Consider the following 18,664-nt stretch of genomic DNA (forward strand, 5'->3'; position numbering starts at 1 on the left):
CCGCACTTGGCGGGTTTTCTTTTTTGCCATCGAGAAGCGACTTATTGCTTCTTGGCAGCTTCATCTGCAGCGGCAGCGTTCGATTCGGCCTGATCTTTGGCGGCTTCGGCGTTTTCTTTCGCCGCGTCGTTCACTTTATCCTGAGCTTCATTCATTTTCTGCTGAGCTTGTTCAGCATGTTGGTTGGCATCTTGAGCTTTGTCCTCGGATTTTTTATCGCAGGCAGCGAGACCGAGGGAAGCGGTCAACATCAAGGCAATAGCTAAAGTCTTACGCATGGGGTGTTTCTCCTTATGGAAAATAACTACTGGCCTTAAGAGCGCAGCCCCAAGGGTTAAGTTCCTCATTTCTCACAGATATATAAGTTTGTTTTGCAATGGAACTTTTGCTGTTCTTTCCACTACCGGGAACAGTGACTAACAAGAGTAATGATCAAATGGCCGAAAACCCTGTTTTTGAGCGTGCGACCCGCTTTCTCTCGGCCCTGCGCCACTGCCAGGTACTGGGTTTGAAAGTGCACAGCGCCAGCAGCGAAGGCCTGACGGTGGTCTTGCCGTACAGCGCACAAATCGTTGGCAACCCGCTGACCGGCGTGGTCCACGGCGGGGCGATCACGTCGCTGATGGACACTGCGTGCGGCATGTCCACCTTGTGCGTGCTGCCGGAATTCGAAGTCTGTCCGACCCTGGATTTACGCATCGACTACATGCACGCCGCCGAACCGCACAAAGATGTCTACGGTTTCGCCCAGTGCTACCGGGTCACCACCGACGTGATCTTCGCCCGGGGCTTCGCCTACCAGGACGATCCCGAGCAGCCGATTGCCCATGTCGTCGGAACATTCATGCGCATGGGCAAGGGGCTCAAAGGTACGAAAGGCTTTGGTGGCGCGATCAAGGGAGAAAACCCATGAGCGATGATTTCAAGCAGCAACTGCAAGAAGCCCACGAGAAGGGTGACTATGCGCCGCTGCTGGCGTTGATTCCCTATGCCGGACTGATCGGCGTCGAGTGCGCTCGGGTCGGTGATGACCTGCTGTTCAAGTTGCCGGCGAACAAGGACAACATTGGTAACCCTTTATTGCCGGCGATCCACGGCGGAGTGATCGCCGGGTTCATGGAGCTGTCCGCTGCGCTGCATCTGCTGATTTTCACCGGTGCGCCCGGCGTGCCGAAGATCATCGACTTTTCCCTGGATTACCTGCGGGCCGGGCAGTTCCGCGATACCTGGGCCCGGTGTCAGGTCTGCCGTCAGGGGCGGCGGGTGGCCAACGTCGCGGTCACGGCCTGGCAAAGCACCGAAAGTGAACCGATTGCCACCGCCCGCGCCCACTTCAAAATCGACGAGCCCTTGAAATCCTGAACACCGCCCCCAACTCAGTGAACAACCCGCCGCAGACCATCTGGGTCGCGGCCAATGCCATCTGATTGGAGTTTGATGACCATGAGTGTGGAAACTCAAAAGGAAACCCTGGGCTTCCAGACCGAGGTGAAGCAACTGCTGCACCTCATGATCCATTCGCTGTATTCCAACAAGGAAATCTTCCTTCGCGAATTGATCTCGAACGCCTCCGACGCCGTCGACAAGTTGCGCTTCGAAGCCCTGGCCAAGCCTGAGTTGCTCGAAGGTGGCGCTGAACTGAAAATCCGTGTGAGCTTCGACAAGGACGCCAAGACCGTCACCCTCGAAGACAACGGCATCGGCATGAACCGCGACGATGTAATCACCCACCTGGGTACCATCGCCAAATCCGGCACCGCCGATTTCATGAAAAACCTGTCGGGCGACCAGAAGAAGGATTCGCACCTGATCGGTCAGTTCGGCGTGGGTTTCTATTCCGCTTTCATCGTTGCCGACCAGGTTGACGTATACAGCCGTCGCGCCGGCTCCGCTGCCAGCGAAGGCGTGCACTGGTCGTCGAAAGGCGAGGGCGAATTCGAAGTCGCCACCATCGACAAGCCAGAGCGTGGCACCCGTATCGTTCTGCACCTGAAATCCGGTGAAGACGAGTTTGCCGATGGCTGGCGCCTGCGCAACATCATCAAGAAGTACTCCGACCACATCGCGCTGCCGATCGAGCTGCCGAAAGAAGTGGCCGCTGCCGAAGGCGAAGAGAAACCTGAAGTTGAATGGGAAACCGTCAACCGCGCCAGCGCCCTGTGGACCCGTCCTCGCACCGAAGTGAAGGATGAGGAATACCAGGAGTTCTACAAACACATCGCCCACGACTTCGAAAATCCGCTGTCGTGGAGCCATAACAAGGTCGAAGGCAAGCTCGAGTACAGCTCGCTGCTGTACGTGCCGGCCCGTGCCCCGTTCGATCTGTACCAGCGTGAAGCGCCGAAAGGCCTGAAGTTGTACGTACAGCGCGTGTTCGTGATGGATCAGGCCGAGTCGTTCCTGCCGCTGTACCTGCGCTTCATCAAGGGCGTGGTCGACTCCAACGACCTGTCGCTGAACGTGTCGCGGGAAATCCTGCAGAAAGACCCGATCATCGACTCGATGAAGTCGGCGCTGACCAAGCGCGTGCTGGACATGCTGGAAAAACTGGCGAAGAACGAGCCTGAGCAATACAAGGGCTTCTGGAAAAACTTTGGTCAGGTCATGAAAGAAGGCCCGGCTGAAGATTTCGCCAACAAGGAAAAAATTGCCGGTCTGCTGCGTTTCGCATCGACCACCGAAGGCGACGGCGAGCAGATCGTCGGTCTGGCCGACTACCTGGCCCGCGCCAAGGAAGGTCAGGACAAGATCTACTACCTCACCGGCGAAACCTACGCGCAGGTCAAGAACAGCCCGCACCTGGAAGTCTTCCGCAAGAAAGGCATCGAAGTGCTGCTGCTGACCGACCGCATCGACGAGTGGCTGATGAGCTACCTGAGCGAGTTCGACGGCAAGAGCTTTGTCGATGTCGCGCGCGGTGACCTGGACCTGGGCAACCTGGACTCGGAAGAGGACAAGAAGGCCGCAGAAGAAGTCGCCAAGTCGAAGGAAGGTCTGGTCGAGCGCCTGAAAACCGCGCTGGGCGAGTCCGTTGCCGAAGTCCGCGTTTCCCATCGCCTGACCGATTCTCCAGCCATTCTGGCCATCGGCGAGCAGGATCTGGGTCTGCAGATGCGTCAGATCCTCGAGGCCAGCGGGCAGAAGGTGCCGGATTCGAAGCCGATCTTCGAATTCAACCCGAGCCACCCGTTGATCGCGAAACTCGACAACGAGACCAGCGAAGAGCGTTTTGGCGACCTGTCGCACATCCTCTTCGACCAGGCCGCCCTGGCGGCGGGCGACAGCTTGAAAGACCCGGCTGCTTACGTAAGCCGTCTGAACAAGCTGCTGGTTGAGCTGTCGGCTTGATCGAAATGTAGAAAAACCCGCTTCGGCGGGTTTTTTCATTCTGGTATTCAACCCATCAGGAGTCAGAAATGAGCCAAGTCACTGTACGTTCCGTGGTCTATCAGATCGATGGCCAGCCTTATGAAGGTCGTCTGGCGTTCGACGCCGAGCACAAAGGCGCACGTCCGGGCCTGTTGATGGCACCGAACTGGATGGGCGTCAGCGCTGGCGCGGAAGAGATCGCCAAATCCGTGGCGGCCAAGGGTTATGTGGTGCTGATCGCCGACGTGTACGGCCAGGCCGTGCGTCCGCAGAACGGCGACCAAGCGGGTGCGGCGATGATGCCGCTGAAAAATGACCGTGCATTGCTGCGCAAGCGTATGCAGGCAGCCTTCGAACAGTTGCAGAAGCAGGGCGAAGCCGCAGTCGATACCTCGAAACTGGCGGTGTTCGGTTTCTGCTTCGGCGGTTGCTGTGCGCTGGATCTGGCCCGTACCGGTGCAGCGGTCAAGGCTGCTGTGTCGTTCCACGGCACGCTGGATTCGCCGAACCCGGCGGACGCGAAGAACATCAAGGGCTCGGTGCTGGTGCTGCACGGTGCTTCCGATCCGCTGGTGCCGAAAGAGCAACTGCCGGCATTCGAAGACGAAATGAACGCGGCTGGCGTGGACTGGCAGTTGCTGAGCTACGGCGGCGCGGTGCACTCGTTCACCGATCCGCACGCCAATGTGCCGGGCAAGATGATGTACGACGCGAAGACCGCCAAGCGCGCTTTCAAGTCGATGCATGATTTGCTGGAAGAAGTGTTCAACGGCTGAAGCCTGAAGAGCAAAAGCCCCTCACCCTAACCCTCTCCCGAAGGGAGAGGGGACTGATTGGGGGATGCTCAAGTATTACACCGACCTGAAATGGCTGTGTTGAATCCATAATCGCCAAGATTTTTCAGGTCGGTGTATAACGCAAGACAGCTCGGTCGGCTCCCTCTCCCCCTGGGAGAGGGCCGGGGTGGGTAAAGACCGGGTACATCCTTTACGTTTGAGACCGGGGACATGGTTTACAGGTATCAATCATGGTCAGGAGGTACTGACCATGCCCTGGAATCAAGAGTCCCCGATGGATCAGCGAGTGAAATTAGTCAGCGACTGGCTCAGCGGCAGCTACACCAAGAGTCAATTGAGCCGGCGTTACGGCGTCAGCCGTCCAACTATCGATAAATGGCTGGATCGGTATGCAGCGCTCGGCGTGGACGGCTTGAAAGAGCAATCCCGCAAGCCTTTGAACTGCCCTCATCAAACCCCGGATGAAATCATTGCCACATTGCTGGCCAAGAAAAACGAGCATCCGGATCGAGGTCCCAAACAGATCATTGATCGCCTGCGAAAGTCCGATCCACAGATCCCATGGCCGGCCGCGAGCACTGCTGGGGCGTGGTTGAAGAAGGCTGGCTTGGTCATTGCGCGGCGCCCCTATCCTTTGCGCCCGCGTGCCCCGACGCATTTACGCCCGGCCGATGAACCCAACCAGACCTGGTGTGCCGACTTCAAAGGGCAGTTCAGGATGCAGGACGGTAATTGGTGCTATCCGTTGACCATTACCGATCAGATGAGCCGCTATCTGCTGCTCTGCCGGGCGCTGCCCGGCACGCACAGTGAGCCGACGCGACAGGGGTTCGAATGGGCTTTCCGGGAGTTTGGATTGCCGGACGTAATCCGCACCGATAACGGGGCACCTTTCGCATCGACCGGTTTGGCGCGGCTATCGAAGCTGTCCGTCTGGTTCATCAGGCATGGCATCCACATCGAGACAATCACGCCAGGGCGTCCTGACCAGAACGGTCGACACGAACGGATGCACCGCACCCTAAAAGCAGCGGTACTACGGACACCTGCGGAAAATCTCGTGCGCCAGCAACTGGCCTTTGAAGAGTTCGTACAGGACTTCAACCATGATCGACCACACACCGCGCTGGGCATGAAGCCGCCGGCTTCCGTCTACAGACCTTCGTTGCGCCCATACCCGGGCTACTTGCCTGCGGTCGAATATGGCCCTGATGTTGAGGTACGCAAGGTTCGCTCGAACGGCGAGTTCAAGTGGAAGGGGCAACGAATGTTTTTGGGCGAGGCGCTGATCGGCGAGGACATCGCACTGAAGGAAGTGGCTGATGACGTGTGGGAGTTGTACCTTTGCAACTTCTGTTTAGGCAGGCTTGAACGCGGTGCCAAGCGCGTATCAAGCCTGTAAAAGGTGTAAACGATGTCCCCGGTCTGATGTGTAAAGGATGTACCGGTCTCTACAGTGAGGGCAGGTGGTTTAACGCGGCAATTCAATCCGCTCGACTTCCCCCGGCACCGTCGGCCAATCTCCAGCCGCCCATTTGCGCCGGGCCTCGTCGATCACCGCCGGATCGCTCGCGACGAAATTCCAGTTGATCCGCCGTGGCCCGTCCAGTGGCGCGCCGCCGAACAGCACGGCGTGACTGTCGCTCTCGGCGAACAGGCTCATCTCTTCCCCGGTCGGCAACACCACCAGATCGTGGGGCTCCACGGTTTCTCCGTTCAATTGCACATCACCACTCAACACATACAGCGCCCGCTCTTCATGTTCGGTCGGGATCAGCAGTGTGGTCGCCGTTTGCATTTTTACTTCCGCGTACAACGTCGGAGAAAGCACCGGCACCGGCGATTCCAGACAAAAGCCTGACCCCGCAATCATGCGGATCTGCACGCCGAGGTTATCGCTGACCGGCAGCGTCGACGCCGGGTGATGGCTGTAATGTCCCGGACCTTGCTCGTGATCCTTGGGCGAGGCGAGCCAGACCTGCAGCCCGTGCATCTTGAAGCTTTGTTTCCATAGCGGTTCGGGGGTGCGCTCGACGTGAGCGATTGCCGTGCCCGCGGTCATCCAGCTGACATCGCCGGCCTTGACCACCTGGTCCGAGCCCAGGCTGTCCTTGTGCTGGATCTGCCCCTCGAACAGATAGGTCAACGTCGACAGACCGATGTGCGGATGCTGTCGGATGTTCATCCCTTTGCCTGCGGGATAAAGCGTTTCAAGCATGTGATCGAAAAATACGAAAGGCCCGACGCTGCGGCATTTGGCTGACGGCAGCGGGCGCAGGATCGGCTGGCCTTCGACGTCTTCGGCGCGCGGGCGGATGATCAGGGGTTGGGTGTCCATGGTCCATTCCAGGCTGGGCGGGTGATGCGTGGAGCATAACCCGCCGGTGTCATCGTGGTGATTACTGGCTGTCGAAGCCTTGTGGGGCGTGGGTTTCGATGGTGACTTCGCTGGTGGTCATCAGTTTGTGAATCGGGCAGCGATCGGCGACGCGCAGCAGTTCTTCACGCTGGGCATCGGTGAGCACGCCTTTGAGTGTCAGGGTGACGTGCAGGGCGTATTTGCCTTTCTGTTCCTGGCTGTTGTCGCGTTTAACCTCTACACCGACGCCTGTGAGCGGGATGTCTTTTTTCTTCGCATACAGCTTCAGGGTCAGGGCCTTGCAGGCGCCAAGGGCGGCGTCGAAATAGTCGTGGGGTTCAGGCGCGGAGCCTTCGCCACCGGCCGTGGTCGGGACATCGGTAAACAGTTCGTGCTCATCGATCTGTACGGTGTGACGGAAACCTTCGGCGGACACGGTATTGACGGTAACGGTCATGTGAACCTCGCAAGCAGTAGGAAAAGTCATTCGATCAAATAAGACCTTGCAGGTATAGAGCATTCCCGCAGAGGCGCGTTCCACTTTCTTGCCGGCGTACGGCAGAGCGTCAGGTTATGCCGGTGAGTCGAGGAATACTTGTGCCGGTGTTTCGTCTGCTGATCTGCTTGAAGGTTTTCAGGTAACTTGCCGTTGATCTTGCGGCGAACAGCGCTCAAGTCCGGCAAAACCGTCGCTGAATCGTTAATGCCGCGGGTTCGAAGTATTAAGGCCTTTTGATATCACCTTTTGGTCTTACGCAAATTTTCGCCGGGCCGATACCTTCTAAAGCAGCCAGCTGCAGGGTTGATGCAGCGCTTTTGGAAGGAACCAGAGCAATGAGTATCCGCAGTCTCAATATTGCCCCCCGTGCCGGGCTGGGCTTCGGTCTGTTGGCGCTGATGGTGTTTGCCCTCGGGGCGTTCGCCCTGCTGCAGATGTCGAACATGCGGGCCCAGTCCGACGAGGTCGACAAGAACTGGCTGCCCAGCGTGATGGCGGTGGGCGAAATGAGTCAGGACATGCTGCGTCTGCGCGCCCTGACCATGCGTCTGTTGCTCAATCGCGATCCCCAGGCCCTGGACCAGAATGTCGCCAAGCTCAATGAGCTGCGCAGTGTGCTGAGCGAAGCTCAGCAACGTTACGACATATTGATCGTGCTGCCAGAAGAGCGAGCGTTGTTCGACCGTTTCAAAGTCGCGGAGCACAAATACCTTGAATTGCAGGCCCAGGTGATGGCGTTGTCTGCTCAGGGGAAGGTGGAAGATGCGGCAAGCATTCTCAATACCCAGATGAACCCGCTGGCCGACGACATTGCCGCAACCCTCAAAGAGCTGGTGGAACTGAACAAACACAATGCCAACCTCGCCACCGAAGCAGCGCGACTGGTGTTCATCAATTCGCGGGTCTGGGTCGGGGTGATGATCGGTATCACGGCGCTGATCACCATTGGCCTGGCACTGCTGCTGACCCGCAGCATCGTGGTACCGCTCTCGCAATCGCTGGGGGTTGCCGAAGTAGTGGCCGGCGGCGATCTGACCGGTGATATCAGCATCATCGGCAAAGATGAGCCGGCGCGGCTGCTGCATGCGCTCAAGAGCATGCAACACAGCCTGCGCGACACCATCCGGCAGATTTCGGAATCGTCCAGCCAATTGGCCTCGGCCTCGGAAGAGCTGAGCTGCGTCACCGAAGATGCGACGCGCGGGTTGCATCAACAGAGCCTGGAAATCGAGCAGGCTGCCACGGCGGTCAATCAGATGACCGCCGCCGTTGAAGAGGTCGCCAGCAACGCCGTGGCGACTTCCGAGGCATCACGGGAATCGGACCGCATTGCCCAGCATGGTCGCGAGCAAGTGCAGCAGACTGTGTCGTCCATCGAATTGCTGGCGGATGACGTTACCGCCAACGCCACGCAGGTGGAGGATCTGGCGCAGAAGGTCTACAGCATCAGCAAAGTGCTGGAGGTGATCCGTTCGATTGCCGAGCAGACCAATCTCCTTGCGTTGAACGCGGCGATCGAAGCGGCCCGTGCCGGTGATGCCGGGCGCGGCTTCGCAGTGGTGGCCGACGAGGTGCGGGCGCTGGCCCATCGGACCCAGCAGTCGACCCAGGAAATCGAACAGATGATCGGCGGTATTCAGCAGGGCACCGATTCGGCGGTCAGTTCGATGCAGCAGAGTAATGTTCGTGCGCGCTCGACGCTGGAGCTGGCGAAAGCGGCTGGCGTGGCGCTGGAGGAAATCGCTTCTGCATTCACCTTGATCAACGAACGCAATCTGGTGATCGCCAGTGCTTCGGAAGAGCAGGCTGCCGTGGCGCGGGAAGTGGATCGCAACCTGATGAATATCCGCGACCTGGCGATGCAGACCTCGGCAGGGGCCAATCAGACCAGTGCGGCGAGCCAGGAATTGTCGCGGCTGGCGGTGGACCTGAACAACATGGTGGCCAAGTTTTCGGTCTGACTGTTGCTCGATTTCTGTGGATTTCATGCCTGTCTGTCCCGACGCCCGATGCTTGCATCGGGCGTTTTTCATTTCGAATGGCAGATCGTTTTTTTCACCTTGTGGTGAATTAAATTATTCGATTTTATTTTATTAAACGGTTATTCAATAAATTAAAGGAATAAAAAAACAGCAAACGACTGAAAATAATCTATTTTTTCATTTGTTAACTGGCTAGATAATTATTTGAAATTCCTTTTTAAGGGAAATAGTCTGTCATTTCTCGTCAATTGTTGATGAGTTATCAGCTTTATTTCACGTATTGGTGAATAAAGCGGCATATGACATTCCCCGATGAAGGAAACAACGTGAACAAGATCCCGATCGGCGTCATTGGCGCAGGCTTGATTGGCAAGACCCACATCGAACGTGCCATGGCCCAGGAAAACGTGGAACTGGTCGGCATTGCCGATCCCACACCCGCCGCGCAGACACTGGCAGCTTCTCTTGGCGTGCCATGGTTCGAGCATTACGACACCATGCTGCAAGTGGCAAAACCGCGTGGTGTCGTGGTGGCCACGCCCAACGTCACCCATGCCGATGTGGCGGTTGATTGCCTTGAGCGAAAGGTGGCGGTGCTGGTCGAGAAACCGATCGCCGACACTCTGGTAAACGCCCGGCGCATCTGCGCGGCCTCCGCCGCCCACGGCGTACCCGCGCTGGTCGGCCATCAGCGGCGCTACAACCCGATCATGCGGCATGCCAAATCGATCGTGGATGCCGGGCTGCTGGGGCGACCGGTCAGCGTGACGGCGTTGTGCACCTGGCTCAAACCGGACGACTACTTCGAGACGGCGTGGCGCCGGCAGGCCGGTGGTGGGCCGGTGCTGATCAACCTGATTCATGACATCGACCTGCTGCGCTTTCTGTTCGGCGAGATCGAGAGCCTGCAAGCCATCACGTCCAGCAAAGTCCGACGCTTCGAGGTAGAGGACACCGCGGCGGTGCTGCTGCGTTTTCGCAACGGCGCGCTGGGCACCGTATCGGTCTCCGATGCCACAGCGGCGCCATGGAACTGGGATCTGTCGGCGGGCGAGGCCGAGCGTTTTCCGCGTCAGGATGATGTCAATTCGCACTTCTTCTCGGGCACCGAAGGGTCGCTCACCTTGCCGCGACTGGAACTGTGGCGCTATCACGGCCAAAAGGGCTGGCATGACGCGATTACCATGGAGCGCTCCGTTCCGCATATCGGCTGTCCTTATGCCGAACAGATGCGCCATTTTTGCGCGGTCATCGCCGGCAACGAGCGCCCGGTGTGCTCCGCCGAGGACGGCTTCCGTACCCTTGAAGCGACGCTCGCTGTGCATGCCGCCGCTCGCACCGGTGCCGTCGTACGCCTGGAAGGAGGAACGTCATGGGGCGCCTGATCGGCCTGGCGCCGCTGTCGCACCTCGAGCTGTCGCCGGTGGAAATGGTCGAGTGCGCGGCGGTGGCCGGTTACGACTGCGTCGGGCTGCGCCTGATCCCGGCGACGGATCAGGAACCCCAATGGGATTCGGTCGGCGATACAGCGTTGATCCGGGATACCGCGCGCCGTTTGCGCGACACCGGGATCGTGGTGTCGGACATCGAGCTGTTCCGCTTGCAGCCGACCACGGATCTCAAGACTTTTCGTGCGGCTCTGGAAACCGGAGCGCTGCTCGGTGCGCGAAATGCCGTGGTGTCCGGGCAGGTCGCGGATTTTTCGCAGATGACCGATCTGTTCGGCGGTTTTTGCGAAATGGCGGCCGGCTATGGCATCAGCGCAAACCTGGAGCCGACACCCTGGGTGGCGGTCGGCAGTGTGGCGGCGGCGGCACGTCTGATCGAGGCAGCGGATTGTGCCAATGCGGGAATTCTGATCGATCCAATCCACTTCGACCGGGCCGGCGATCGCGTCGAGGTGCTTGCCGGGCTGCCACCGCAGTACTTCCGGTTGATGCAGCTTTGCGATGCGCCGGCACAGCGTCCGGTCGATCTGAACACCTTGCTGCATCAGGCCCGGGCCGAGCGGTTGATGCCCGGAGATGGCGGTCTGGACCTGCAACGCCTGCTCAGGGCGATGCCGCGTCAGATCCCGCTGAGCCTGGAGGTGCCCATGCGCAGTCTCGCCGCTCAATGGCCGGCAGTGGAGCGTGCCAGGCGAATGCTGGAGAAGACGCGGGCACTGCTCGTCAGCCTGGAGCTGGACGCCTGGGGTGATCTGGATGAAGCACCCGCCGTTTGTCACTGATGCATGCGATCACGGCCAGACGCCGGATCATAAGGGGAGGGTTTCATCCACTGACCTGACGATCGACGCACAGGTGCGCCTTGCGGGCTCGCACCAGACTCAACAACAAAAACAACAAGGCATCCACGGCGCCGGTTTTTCCCGGCAGCCGTCGGGCAGTCGATAAAGCGGTAGCGGAGGTAGCAATGAATACCCAGGCAACAAAAACCAAAAAAACGCCGGGCAAGGCAGCATTGGCGGGTTGGATTGGCAGTGCGATGGAGTACTACGACTTTTTCATCTACGGCACGGCGGCGGCGCTGGTGTTCGGCAAGGTTTTCTTCCCGGCGTCGGAGCCGGCCACCGGCGTTCTTCTGGCCTTGGCCACCTTTGGCGTGGGTTACATCGCGCGCCCTGTGGGTGCCTTGTTTCTGGGGCATCTGGGCGACCGCTTCGGACGCAAGCGAGTGCTGGTGCTGACTCTGCTGTTGATGGGTATTTCGACCTTTCTGGTCGGGTGCCTGCCAAGCTACGACAGTATCGGGATCGCGGCGCCGATCATGCTGGTGATTCTGCGCCTGTGTCAGGGCTTCTCGGCATCAGGGGAGCAGGCGGGGGCCAACTCAATGACCCTCGAACATGCACCGTCGCGACAACGGGCGTTCTTCACCAGTTTCACCTTGAGCGGCACCCAGGCCGGGCTGATTCTGGCGACACTGGTGTTTCTGCCGATTTCCGCGATGCCGGAAGAACAGTTGCTGTCCTGGGGCTGGCGTATTCCATTCTGGTTGAGCGTGGTGGTGTTGGTCGTGGGTTTTCTGATCCGGCGCAACATCGAGGAGACCCCGGTGTTTCAGGAGGAGCGTGAGCGCAATCAGACCGCCCGGATGCCGCTGAAAACCCTGTTTGCCGACTATCGCAGTGATGTGGTGCGGGTGGCGCTGGCAGCCATGGTGTCCACGGTCAGTACCGTGTTCGGGATCTTTTCCCTGTCGTATGCGGTGAACATTGCGGGTGTCGAGCGCAGCACCATGCTCTGGTTGACGATCATGACCAATATCGTGGCCCTGTTCGCGATTCCGTTGTGGGCAATGCTCGCCGACCTGATCGGGCGCCGGCCGGTCTATCTGTTCGGGGTGCTGGCCAGCGGTTTGCTGATGTTTCCTTACCTGTGGTCGATCGAGCAGCACAACCTGCCGCTGATGTTTGTGCTCGGTGTGTTGATGTCGGGGATCTGCTTCAGTGCGGCGAACGGCATCTGGCCGGCATTCTTCGGTGAGATGTTCAGTACCCGCGTGCGTCTGTCGGGTATGGCGATCGGTACTCAGGTCGGTTTTGCGCTCTCGGGATTCGCGCCGATCATTGCGGCGGCGTTCATGACTTCGATCCAGCGCCCCTGGCTGCCGGCGGCCTGTCTGACGTTACTGGCCTGTGCAATTGCGGCTCTGGCGACATGGAGCGCCCGGGAAACCTTTGATGTGGACATGCAAGACCTGGGGCGAGACACGCCGCGCGACGAGCCACAAGTGAAACCACAGGGTGTGTTTCTGGAAGGCGTTGACTGAGGCCGGTCCGGGCTGTGAGGGGTGGCCAGGGATTTGGCCTCCACCGCCGCTACGGACTTCGGGTATTCTCCAAAGCTTCACTCCACAGGATTTCGGCCACCGACTCGCCCATGACCGACTCTATCAATGAAGTGACGCAAACCAAGCGTTCACGCAATGCCAAGCGCTCCCAGCAAACCATCCTCGAGGCTGCCCGTGGCGTATTTGCCGAGCAGGGGCTGGAGGGCGCGCGTTTTGAGGAGATCGCCGAGCGTGCCGGCGTCGACAAGCGACTGATCTATTACTACTACGCCAACAAGGAAGAACTGTTCCTGTGTGTGCTGGAGGAGGGTTATCTGCAGTTGCGTCAGGCCGAGCGTGAACTCGATCTGGAGGCGTTGCCGCCGATGGATGCGATTCGCCGGTTGATCGAGTTCTCGTGGCGTTTCTACAACGACCATCCGGAATTCATGGCGCTGGTAAACAATGAAAACCTGCACCGGGCGCGGCACCTGGCGGGGTCGAGTCGTTTGCCGGAGCTGGCGTCTCCGCTGGTGGACAATCTCGGGCGGATTCTGGAGCAGGGGCGTGTCGAGGGTGTTTTTCGCGGAGGGGTCGATCCGGTTCAGCTGTATTTCACGCTGGTGGGGCTGACCTATTTCTATCTGGCCAATCAGCACACGCTGTCGACCATTCATGGTCGCGATCTGGTGACGCCCAAGGCGCTCAATGAGCGTCTGTCCCACGTCACCGAAGTGATCCTGGGCTTTCTGGTGCGCTGAGTCTCGAATCGAAGGCGAAAAAAAGCCCCGCGTTTACGGGGCTTTTCGTTGAATCAGCTGCCTTTGACTGTCTTGCCGTTGACCGTGCCGTCCTGGAGCATGATGTTGTACTCCTTGCCGTCGGTCTCGACCTGTTGCAAGCGGACCAGCAGGTAATCCCAGTCCTTGGCGAACCACATGACAGTGGTGCGCTTGCTTTGTGTCGGATCACGCACGCGCTCGACCTTGATCGCGTCGATCTTGCCGGCCTTGGTCTCGACTTTCTCGGTACCCAGGACGCGGAAGTCATAGGTATCGACATCGCCACCGTCGACCACCTGATAGCTCATGGTCTTCTTGCCGGAGGCGACATCATGCTGCAGCGCCAGCTGGTAGGTGGACTTGTCGACCATGCCACGGTTCAGCGGGACTTTGACCGCGTCGCCACGGTCGGTGCCGGTGACCAGTTTGTTGTTCCAGTCGAAGTCCAGATCAGCCTTTTTCGCCTTGCCCAGGCCACCACGTTCGAAGTGGTAGGACTGCGGAAGCAGGGTGTCCTTGTCCAGGGTCAGGGTGCTTTCCTCGGACAGGCTGGCGATCATCATCGAAGCCTTGAAGCTGAGCTTCCAGACGCCGTTGGCTTCCTTGGTCAGGCTGCGTTCGGCGGTACCGCTCATGGGCAACTGTTTCCAGTCGGCGGTGTAGCTGGCGGAGAACGGTTGAAGGTCTGCCGCCTGGGCGAAAGGCAGGGCGAGCAGAGCGCAAGCGAAGAGCAGGGCGCGACGCATAAAATCTCCTAGTTTCGAATCAAGTGACCGCTGGCCCCGAGTATCTGGCCATCCAGTAAAGCACCTTGCTCGCCGAGGGTCAGCCGTCCTTCGGCAAACCAGCGTACGGCCATCGGGTAGATCAGGTGTTCCTGAACGTGAACCCGTTGCGCCAGACTCTGCGGCGAATCGTGCAACTCTACCGGTATTACTGCCTGTACGACCAGTGGTCCGCCATCGAGTTCCTCGGTGACGAAGTGCACGGAGCAGCCGTGTTCGGCGTCGCCGGCTTCCAGCGCACGCTGATGAGTGTGTAACCCTTTGTATTTGGGCAGCAGCGACGGATGGATATTGAGCAGGCGACCCTGATAGTGCCGGACGAAGTCAGCGCTGAGAATGCGCATGAAACCGGCCAGTACCACGAGTTTCGGATTGAATTCGTCGATCAGTTCGATCAGGGCGGTATCGAAGGCCTCGCGACCTTCGAAACCCTTGTGATCCAGCGAGCGGGTGGCGATACCCGCGTCACTGGCGCGTTGCAGGCCGTAGGCGTCGGCGCGGTTGGAAATCACCGCAGCGATGCGGACCGGGCTGTCGCCGGTCCGCGTGCTGTCGATCAGGGCCTGCAAGTTACTGCCGGTGCCGGACAGCAGCACCACGACATCACAGGTATTAGGCATTAGTGAGCCTTGAGGTTTTTCAGCTCGACCTGGGCAGCGCCTTCGGCGGCGACACCAATCTGGCCGATGACCCAAGGCTGTTCACCAGCTTCACGCAGGGTGTTCAGGGCAGTTTCAACGTGCTCCTGAGCCACGCAGATCACCATGCCCACGCCGCAGTTCAGTACGCGGTGCATTTCGGTCTCGTCGACGTTGCCTTTCTCTTGCAGCCAGTCGAAGACGGCCGGGCGATTCCAGCTGGCCACGTCAACCACGGCTTGAGCGCCTTTTGGCAGAACGCGCGGGATGTTGTCCAGCAGGCCGCCACCGGTGATGTGGGCCATGGCCTTGACGGCGCCGGTGTCCTTGATCAGCTTGAGCAGCGGCTTCACGTAGATGCGGGTCGGGGCCATCAGCAGATCGGTCAGCGGCTTGCCGTCGAGCTGAACGGTTTCGATGTCGGCGCCGGACACTTCGATGATCTTGCGGATCAGCGAGTAGCCGTTGGAGTGCGGGCCGGACGATGGCAGGGCGATCAGGGCGTCACCGGTGGCGACTTTCGAGCCGTCGATGATTTCGGCTTTTTCCACGACGCCGACGCAGAAGCCGGCCAGATCGTAGTCTTCGCCTTCGTACATGCCAGGCATTTCAGCGGTTTCGCCGCCGACCAGCGAGCAGCCAGCCAGTTCGCAGCCTGCACCGATACCGGTGACCACGGTGGCAGCTACGTCGACGTTCAGCTTGCCGGTGGCGTAGTAGTCAAGGAAGAACAGTGGCTCGGCGCCGCACACCACCAGGTCGTTGACGCACATGGCGACCAGGTCCTGGCCGATGCTGTCGTGCTTGTTCAGGTTCAGTGCCAGACGCAGCTTGGTGCCGACGCCGTCGGTGCCGGAAACCAGTACTGGCTGCTTGTAGCCGGCCGGGATTTCGCAGAGGGCGCCGAAACCGCCCAGGCCGCCCATGACTTCCGGGCGCGCAGTGCGCTTGGCGACGCTCTTGATGCGTTCGACCAATGCTTCACCGGCGTCGATGTCTACACCGGCGTCCTTGTAGCTCAGGGAGGGTTGCTTGCTCATGATCCAGGCCTTTAGGGGAGGGGATTCAGGGGTAACGACCGAGTTCAGCGGGAACTTCGAAATCGAGGGGGCGATTGCCTCACGCGAGTTTCGAGGTGCCCGGCTGTTGCCGGTCTGCGAAGGCGCGCGATTTTATCAGGCTTGAGGGGCAGCGGCCATCCTCGCGCCGACGGGCAGGGGCATATCGGCCGAAATTTTTTGCAAATGAAGCTGTGGGTGACATCACGGGTGCCTGTATAAGGAACCGTCTATCGTTAGGGCTGTGCAAAAACTTATCGCCAGCGTGTGAATGTTTTGCAACGGCCAGTGGTCACAGGCTTGCTCAATCCGGTTCACGCGGCCTGTTCCAGCCGCTCTTGTCGACGGGAATTCTCCATGCGTTTGTGTAAATTGCTGTTAGTGGGCTGCTTGTCTCTGGTCAGCCTGGCTAGCCAGGCCGAAAACGTCAAAGGGCTTTATCAGGTGCGCGAGCCGGTCAACGGCCAGTCACCGGAGGAGCGTGATCGTGCCACGCAAGCGGCGCTGGATACGCTGGTGCTGCGTCTCACGGGGGATCCGAAGGCACCGCAGAATCCCGGGCTGGCGCCGATCCGCAAGGATCCGCAACAGATCATCAGCCAGTTCGGTTTCGATGCCGGGCCGCCGGAAGTGTTGAAGGTCGACTTCGACCCGGCTACCACCGAACAGGCGTTGCGCCGTGCCGGGTTATCGCTGTGGGGCGCGAGCCGGCCGTCGATTCTGAGCTGGTGGCTGAACGACTCCACCGAAGGCTCGAGCCTGGTGGGCGACGGTCAGGCCAGTGCGGCGCCATTGCGACGTGCCGCCCAGCACCGAGGGTTGCCGTTGCGTCTGCCGCTGGCGGATCTGAGTGAGCAACTGGTCGCGACCGCGCCGACGCTCGAAGGCACCGATCCGGCGCCGCTTCATGCGGCGTCTGAACGCTACAACGCTGACGCCTTGCTCGCCGTGCATGCCCGTGAGGAGGGTGGTCAGTGGCAAGCCAAATGGCACTTGTGGCTGGGTGATCAGAAAGAGGCGGGAAGTGTGCAGGGGGCGGATCAGGCCGCTGTTGCAGATGCCGTGATGCTGGCGGTGGCCGAGCGGCTGGCGCCGCGTTTTGTTGCCAAACCGGGTGCTTCGGGGCAGCAGACGCTGGAAGTGCAGGGCATGAATCTGGAGCATTACGCGACGTTGTTGCGGATGCTAGAGCCCTTTGGTGTGCGGCTGCAGAGTGTCGATGCTGATCGCATTGTGTATCGGGTCAACGGCAGTGCCGATCAGTTGCGGGCGCAATTGTCGCTGGCGAAGTTGCAGGAAATGCCAGCCGAGGCGCCAGCTCCGGTGGCTCCGCAGCCTGCAGTGCCAGGCGGGGCGCCTGTCGTTGCGCCGGCGCCGGTACCTGCGGCGCCGTCGTTGCGATTCCGCTGGTAGGTTTTTCTTTCATATATAGAAGCAATGGAGTGTTACATGGCCGATACGCGGCGTTGGTTCTGGCTCGGTGGGGTGCTCCTGCTTTGCGCGTTTGTCTGGTTGCTGCATCCGATCCTCACGCCGTTTCTGGTGGCGCTGTTGCTCGCTTATCTGTTCGACCCTTTGGTGGATCGTCTTGAGCGGCTCGGCTTGTCCCGCACCTGGGGCGTGATAGCGGTATTCGCCTTGTTCACCCTGATCTTCACCACGTTGCTGCTGGTGCTGGTGCCGATGCTCGCCAAACAGTTGCTGCGTCTGTACGAACTGGCGCCGCAGATGCTCGACTGGCTGCAGCACACGGCGTTGCCATGGGCGCAGTCGAAGCTGGGGCTGTCGGATGGCTTCTGGAAGTTCGACAAGGTCAAGGCAGCGATCACCGAGCACATGGGCCAGACCACCGACATCGTCGGCGTGGTGCTGAGCCAGGCCACCGCTTCCAGCCTGGCGCTGATCGGCTGGCTGGCGAATCTGGTGCTGATTCCGGTGGTGAGTTTCTACCTGCTGCGTGACTGGGACGTGATGATGGCCAAGATCCGCAGTCTGTTGCCGCGTGATCGTGAAGAGCGCGTAGTGGCGCTGGCAGGCGAATGTCACGAGGTGCTCGGGGCGTTCGTACGCGGGCAGTTGCTGGTGATGCTGGCGCTGGGCGTGATCTATGCGGCGGGGCTGATGATTGTCGGCCTGGAGCTGGGCCTGTTGATCGGCCTGATCGCCGGTCTGGCGGCCATCGTGCCTTATATGGGGTTTGTGATCGGGATTGGTGCGGCGCTGATTGCCGGGCTGTTCCAGTTTGGCGGTGACCTGTACCCGATGATCGGGATCGTTGCAGTGTTCATGGTCGGTCAGGCCCTGGAAGGCATGGTGCTGACGCCTTTGCTGGTGGGTGATCGAATCGGCCTGCATCCCGTAGCGGTGATTTTTGCGATCCTTGCCGGCGGTGAGCTGTTCGGCTTCACCGGTGTGCTGCTGGCCTTGCCGGTGGCCGCGGTGATCATGGTGTTGGTGCGCCACGTCCATGATTTGTACAAGGACTCCGAAATGTATAGCGGAGTCGATGATCCGAAGCTGTAAGGCGAGGTAGGGCCGCCCGGTGAATTGCCGGGTTGGCCCGTCTCGTGCAGGCAATGCTGGCGCCTGTGCGCCAAAGAAACTGTCATAAAACCAGTGTG

At 59.8% G+C, this 18,664-nt stretch carries 18 protein-coding genes; 12 read left to right on the forward strand and 6 right to left on the reverse strand.

The window, feature by feature from the left end; genetic code table 11:
• Positions 1 to 41 precede the first annotated feature (41 nt).
• Positions 42 to 278, reverse strand: a complete 237-nt coding sequence (locus tag IF189_RS08410) for a hypothetical protein (protein WP_085682944.1) — start codon at positions 276 to 278, stop codon at positions 42 to 44.
• Between the two features lie 158 nt (positions 279 to 436).
• On the opposite strand from IF189_RS08410, the gene IF189_RS08415 reads away from it, so the two are divergent.
• The 5 genes from IF189_RS08415 to IF189_RS08435 all read left to right on the forward strand — a co-directional run bounded on the left by IF189_RS08415 (position 437) and on the right by IF189_RS08435 (position 5,568).
• A complete protein-coding gene (locus tag IF189_RS08415) occupies positions 437 to 913 on the forward strand; it encodes a PaaI family thioesterase (RefSeq protein ID WP_134825919.1) in 477 nt (158 codons plus the stop codon).
• Positions 910 to 1,362, forward strand: coding sequence for a PaaI family thioesterase (locus IF189_RS08420; protein WP_085710558.1), 453 nt, complete (start codon positions 910 to 912; stop codon positions 1,360 to 1,362). The genes IF189_RS08415 and IF189_RS08420 overlap by 4 nt, the downstream gene beginning before the upstream one ends.
• Positions 1,363 to 1,443: 81 nt before the next feature.
• Positions 1,444 to 3,348: a molecular chaperone HtpG gene (gene htpG / locus IF189_RS08425; protein WP_085710674.1), complete on the forward strand. Its 1,905-nt coding sequence runs from the start codon at positions 1,444 to 1,446 to the stop codon at positions 3,346 to 3,348.
• 68 nt (positions 3,349 to 3,416) lie between these two features.
• Positions 3,417 to 4,145 (forward strand): dienelactone hydrolase family protein, encoded by a 729-nt coding sequence (locus IF189_RS08430; protein WP_192553116.1) that lies wholly within the window; start codon positions 3,417 to 3,419, stop codon positions 4,143 to 4,145.
• 271 nt (positions 4,146 to 4,416) lie between these two features.
• Positions 4,417 to 5,568 (forward strand): integrase core domain-containing protein, encoded by a 1,152-nt coding sequence (locus IF189_RS08435; RefSeq protein WP_134828705.1) that lies wholly within the window; start codon positions 4,417 to 4,419, stop codon positions 5,566 to 5,568.
• A 69-nt stretch (positions 5,569 to 5,637) separates the two neighbouring features.
• On the opposite strand, the gene IF189_RS08440 is transcribed toward IF189_RS08435, so the two are convergent.
• Entirely contained in the window at positions 5,638 to 6,504 is an 867-nt protein-coding gene (locus IF189_RS08440; RefSeq protein WP_192553117.1) for a pirin family protein, read from the reverse strand.
• Positions 6,505 to 6,565: 61 nt separating this feature from the next.
• Complete coding sequence (locus tag IF189_RS08445) at positions 6,566 to 6,982, reverse strand: OsmC family protein (protein WP_065260454.1); 417 nt, start codon at positions 6,980 to 6,982, stop codon at positions 6,566 to 6,568.
• Between the two features lie 377 nt (positions 6,983 to 7,359).
• Here IF189_RS08445 and IF189_RS08450 point away from each other — a divergent pair, with 377 nt between their 5' ends.
• The 5 genes from IF189_RS08450 (at position 7,360) to IF189_RS08470 (ending at position 13,541) form a co-directional block, all read left to right on the forward strand.
• Positions 7,360 to 8,985 (forward strand): methyl-accepting chemotaxis protein, encoded by a 1,626-nt coding sequence (locus tag IF189_RS08450; protein ID WP_085710562.1) that lies wholly within the window; start codon positions 7,360 to 7,362, stop codon positions 8,983 to 8,985.
• A gap of 347 nt (positions 8,986 to 9,332) precedes the next feature.
• Entirely contained in the window at positions 9,333 to 10,391 is a 1,059-nt protein-coding gene (locus IF189_RS08455) for a Gfo/Idh/MocA family protein (protein ID WP_134825922.1), read from the forward strand.
• The gene (locus IF189_RS08460; RefSeq protein WP_134825923.1) at positions 10,379 to 11,236 is read left to right on the forward strand and encodes a sugar phosphate isomerase/epimerase family protein; all 858 of its coding nucleotides are present in this window, start codon (positions 10,379 to 10,381) and stop codon (positions 11,234 to 11,236) included. Before IF189_RS08455 ends, IF189_RS08460 begins: the two co-directional genes overlap by 13 nt.
• Before the next feature lie 302 nt (positions 11,237 to 11,538).
• Complete coding sequence (locus IF189_RS08465) at positions 11,539 to 12,780, forward strand: MFS transporter (protein ID WP_225739973.1); 1,242 nt, start codon at positions 11,539 to 11,541, stop codon at positions 12,778 to 12,780.
• A gap of 110 nt (positions 12,781 to 12,890) precedes the next feature.
• Positions 12,891 to 13,541 (forward strand): TetR/AcrR family transcriptional regulator, encoded by a 651-nt coding sequence (locus tag IF189_RS08470; RefSeq protein WP_114881947.1) that lies wholly within the window; start codon positions 12,891 to 12,893, stop codon positions 13,539 to 13,541.
• A 53-nt stretch (positions 13,542 to 13,594) separates the two neighbouring features.
• On the opposite strand, the gene IF189_RS08475 is transcribed toward IF189_RS08470, so the two are convergent.
• The 3 genes from IF189_RS08475 to purM are packed head-to-tail and all read right to left on the reverse strand — an operon-like array spanning position 13,595 to position 16,025.
• Positions 13,595 to 14,308, reverse strand: coding sequence for a DUF3108 domain-containing protein (locus IF189_RS08475; protein ID WP_085710569.1), 714 nt, complete (start codon positions 14,306 to 14,308; stop codon positions 13,595 to 13,597).
• An 8-nt stretch (positions 14,309 to 14,316) separates the two neighbouring features.
• Positions 14,317 to 14,967, reverse strand: a complete 651-nt coding sequence (gene purN / locus IF189_RS08480) for a phosphoribosylglycinamide formyltransferase (protein WP_134825925.1) — start codon at positions 14,965 to 14,967, stop codon at positions 14,317 to 14,319.
• Positions 14,967 to 16,025 carry a phosphoribosylformylglycinamidine cyclo-ligase gene (gene purM / locus IF189_RS08485; protein WP_134825926.1) on the reverse strand — a complete coding sequence of 353 codons (1,059 nt, stop codon included), beginning with the start codon at positions 16,023 to 16,025 and terminating at the stop codon, positions 14,967 to 14,969. Before purM ends, purN begins: the two co-directional genes overlap by 1 nt.
• A 375-nt stretch (positions 16,026 to 16,400) precedes the next feature.
• Between purM and IF189_RS08490 the strand changes: the two genes are divergently transcribed.
• Together IF189_RS08490 and IF189_RS08495 are read left to right on the forward strand one after the other, a co-directional pair.
• Positions 16,401 to 17,456 carry a DUF2066 domain-containing protein gene (locus IF189_RS08490; RefSeq protein ID WP_134825927.1) on the forward strand — a complete coding sequence of 352 codons (1,056 nt, stop codon included), beginning with the start codon at positions 16,401 to 16,403 and terminating at the stop codon, positions 17,454 to 17,456.
• Between the two features lie 36 nt (positions 17,457 to 17,492).
• Entirely contained in the window at positions 17,493 to 18,566 is a 1,074-nt protein-coding gene (locus IF189_RS08495; RefSeq protein WP_085710575.1) for an AI-2E family transporter, read from the forward strand.
• Positions 18,567 to 18,664 lie beyond the last annotated feature (98 nt).

Origin of the sequence: Pseudomonas sp. IzPS59, from assembly GCF_014863505.1 — a bacterium.
GTDB classification, from domain to species: domain Bacteria; phylum Pseudomonadota; class Gammaproteobacteria; order Pseudomonadales; family Pseudomonadaceae; genus Aquipseudomonas; species Aquipseudomonas kribbensis.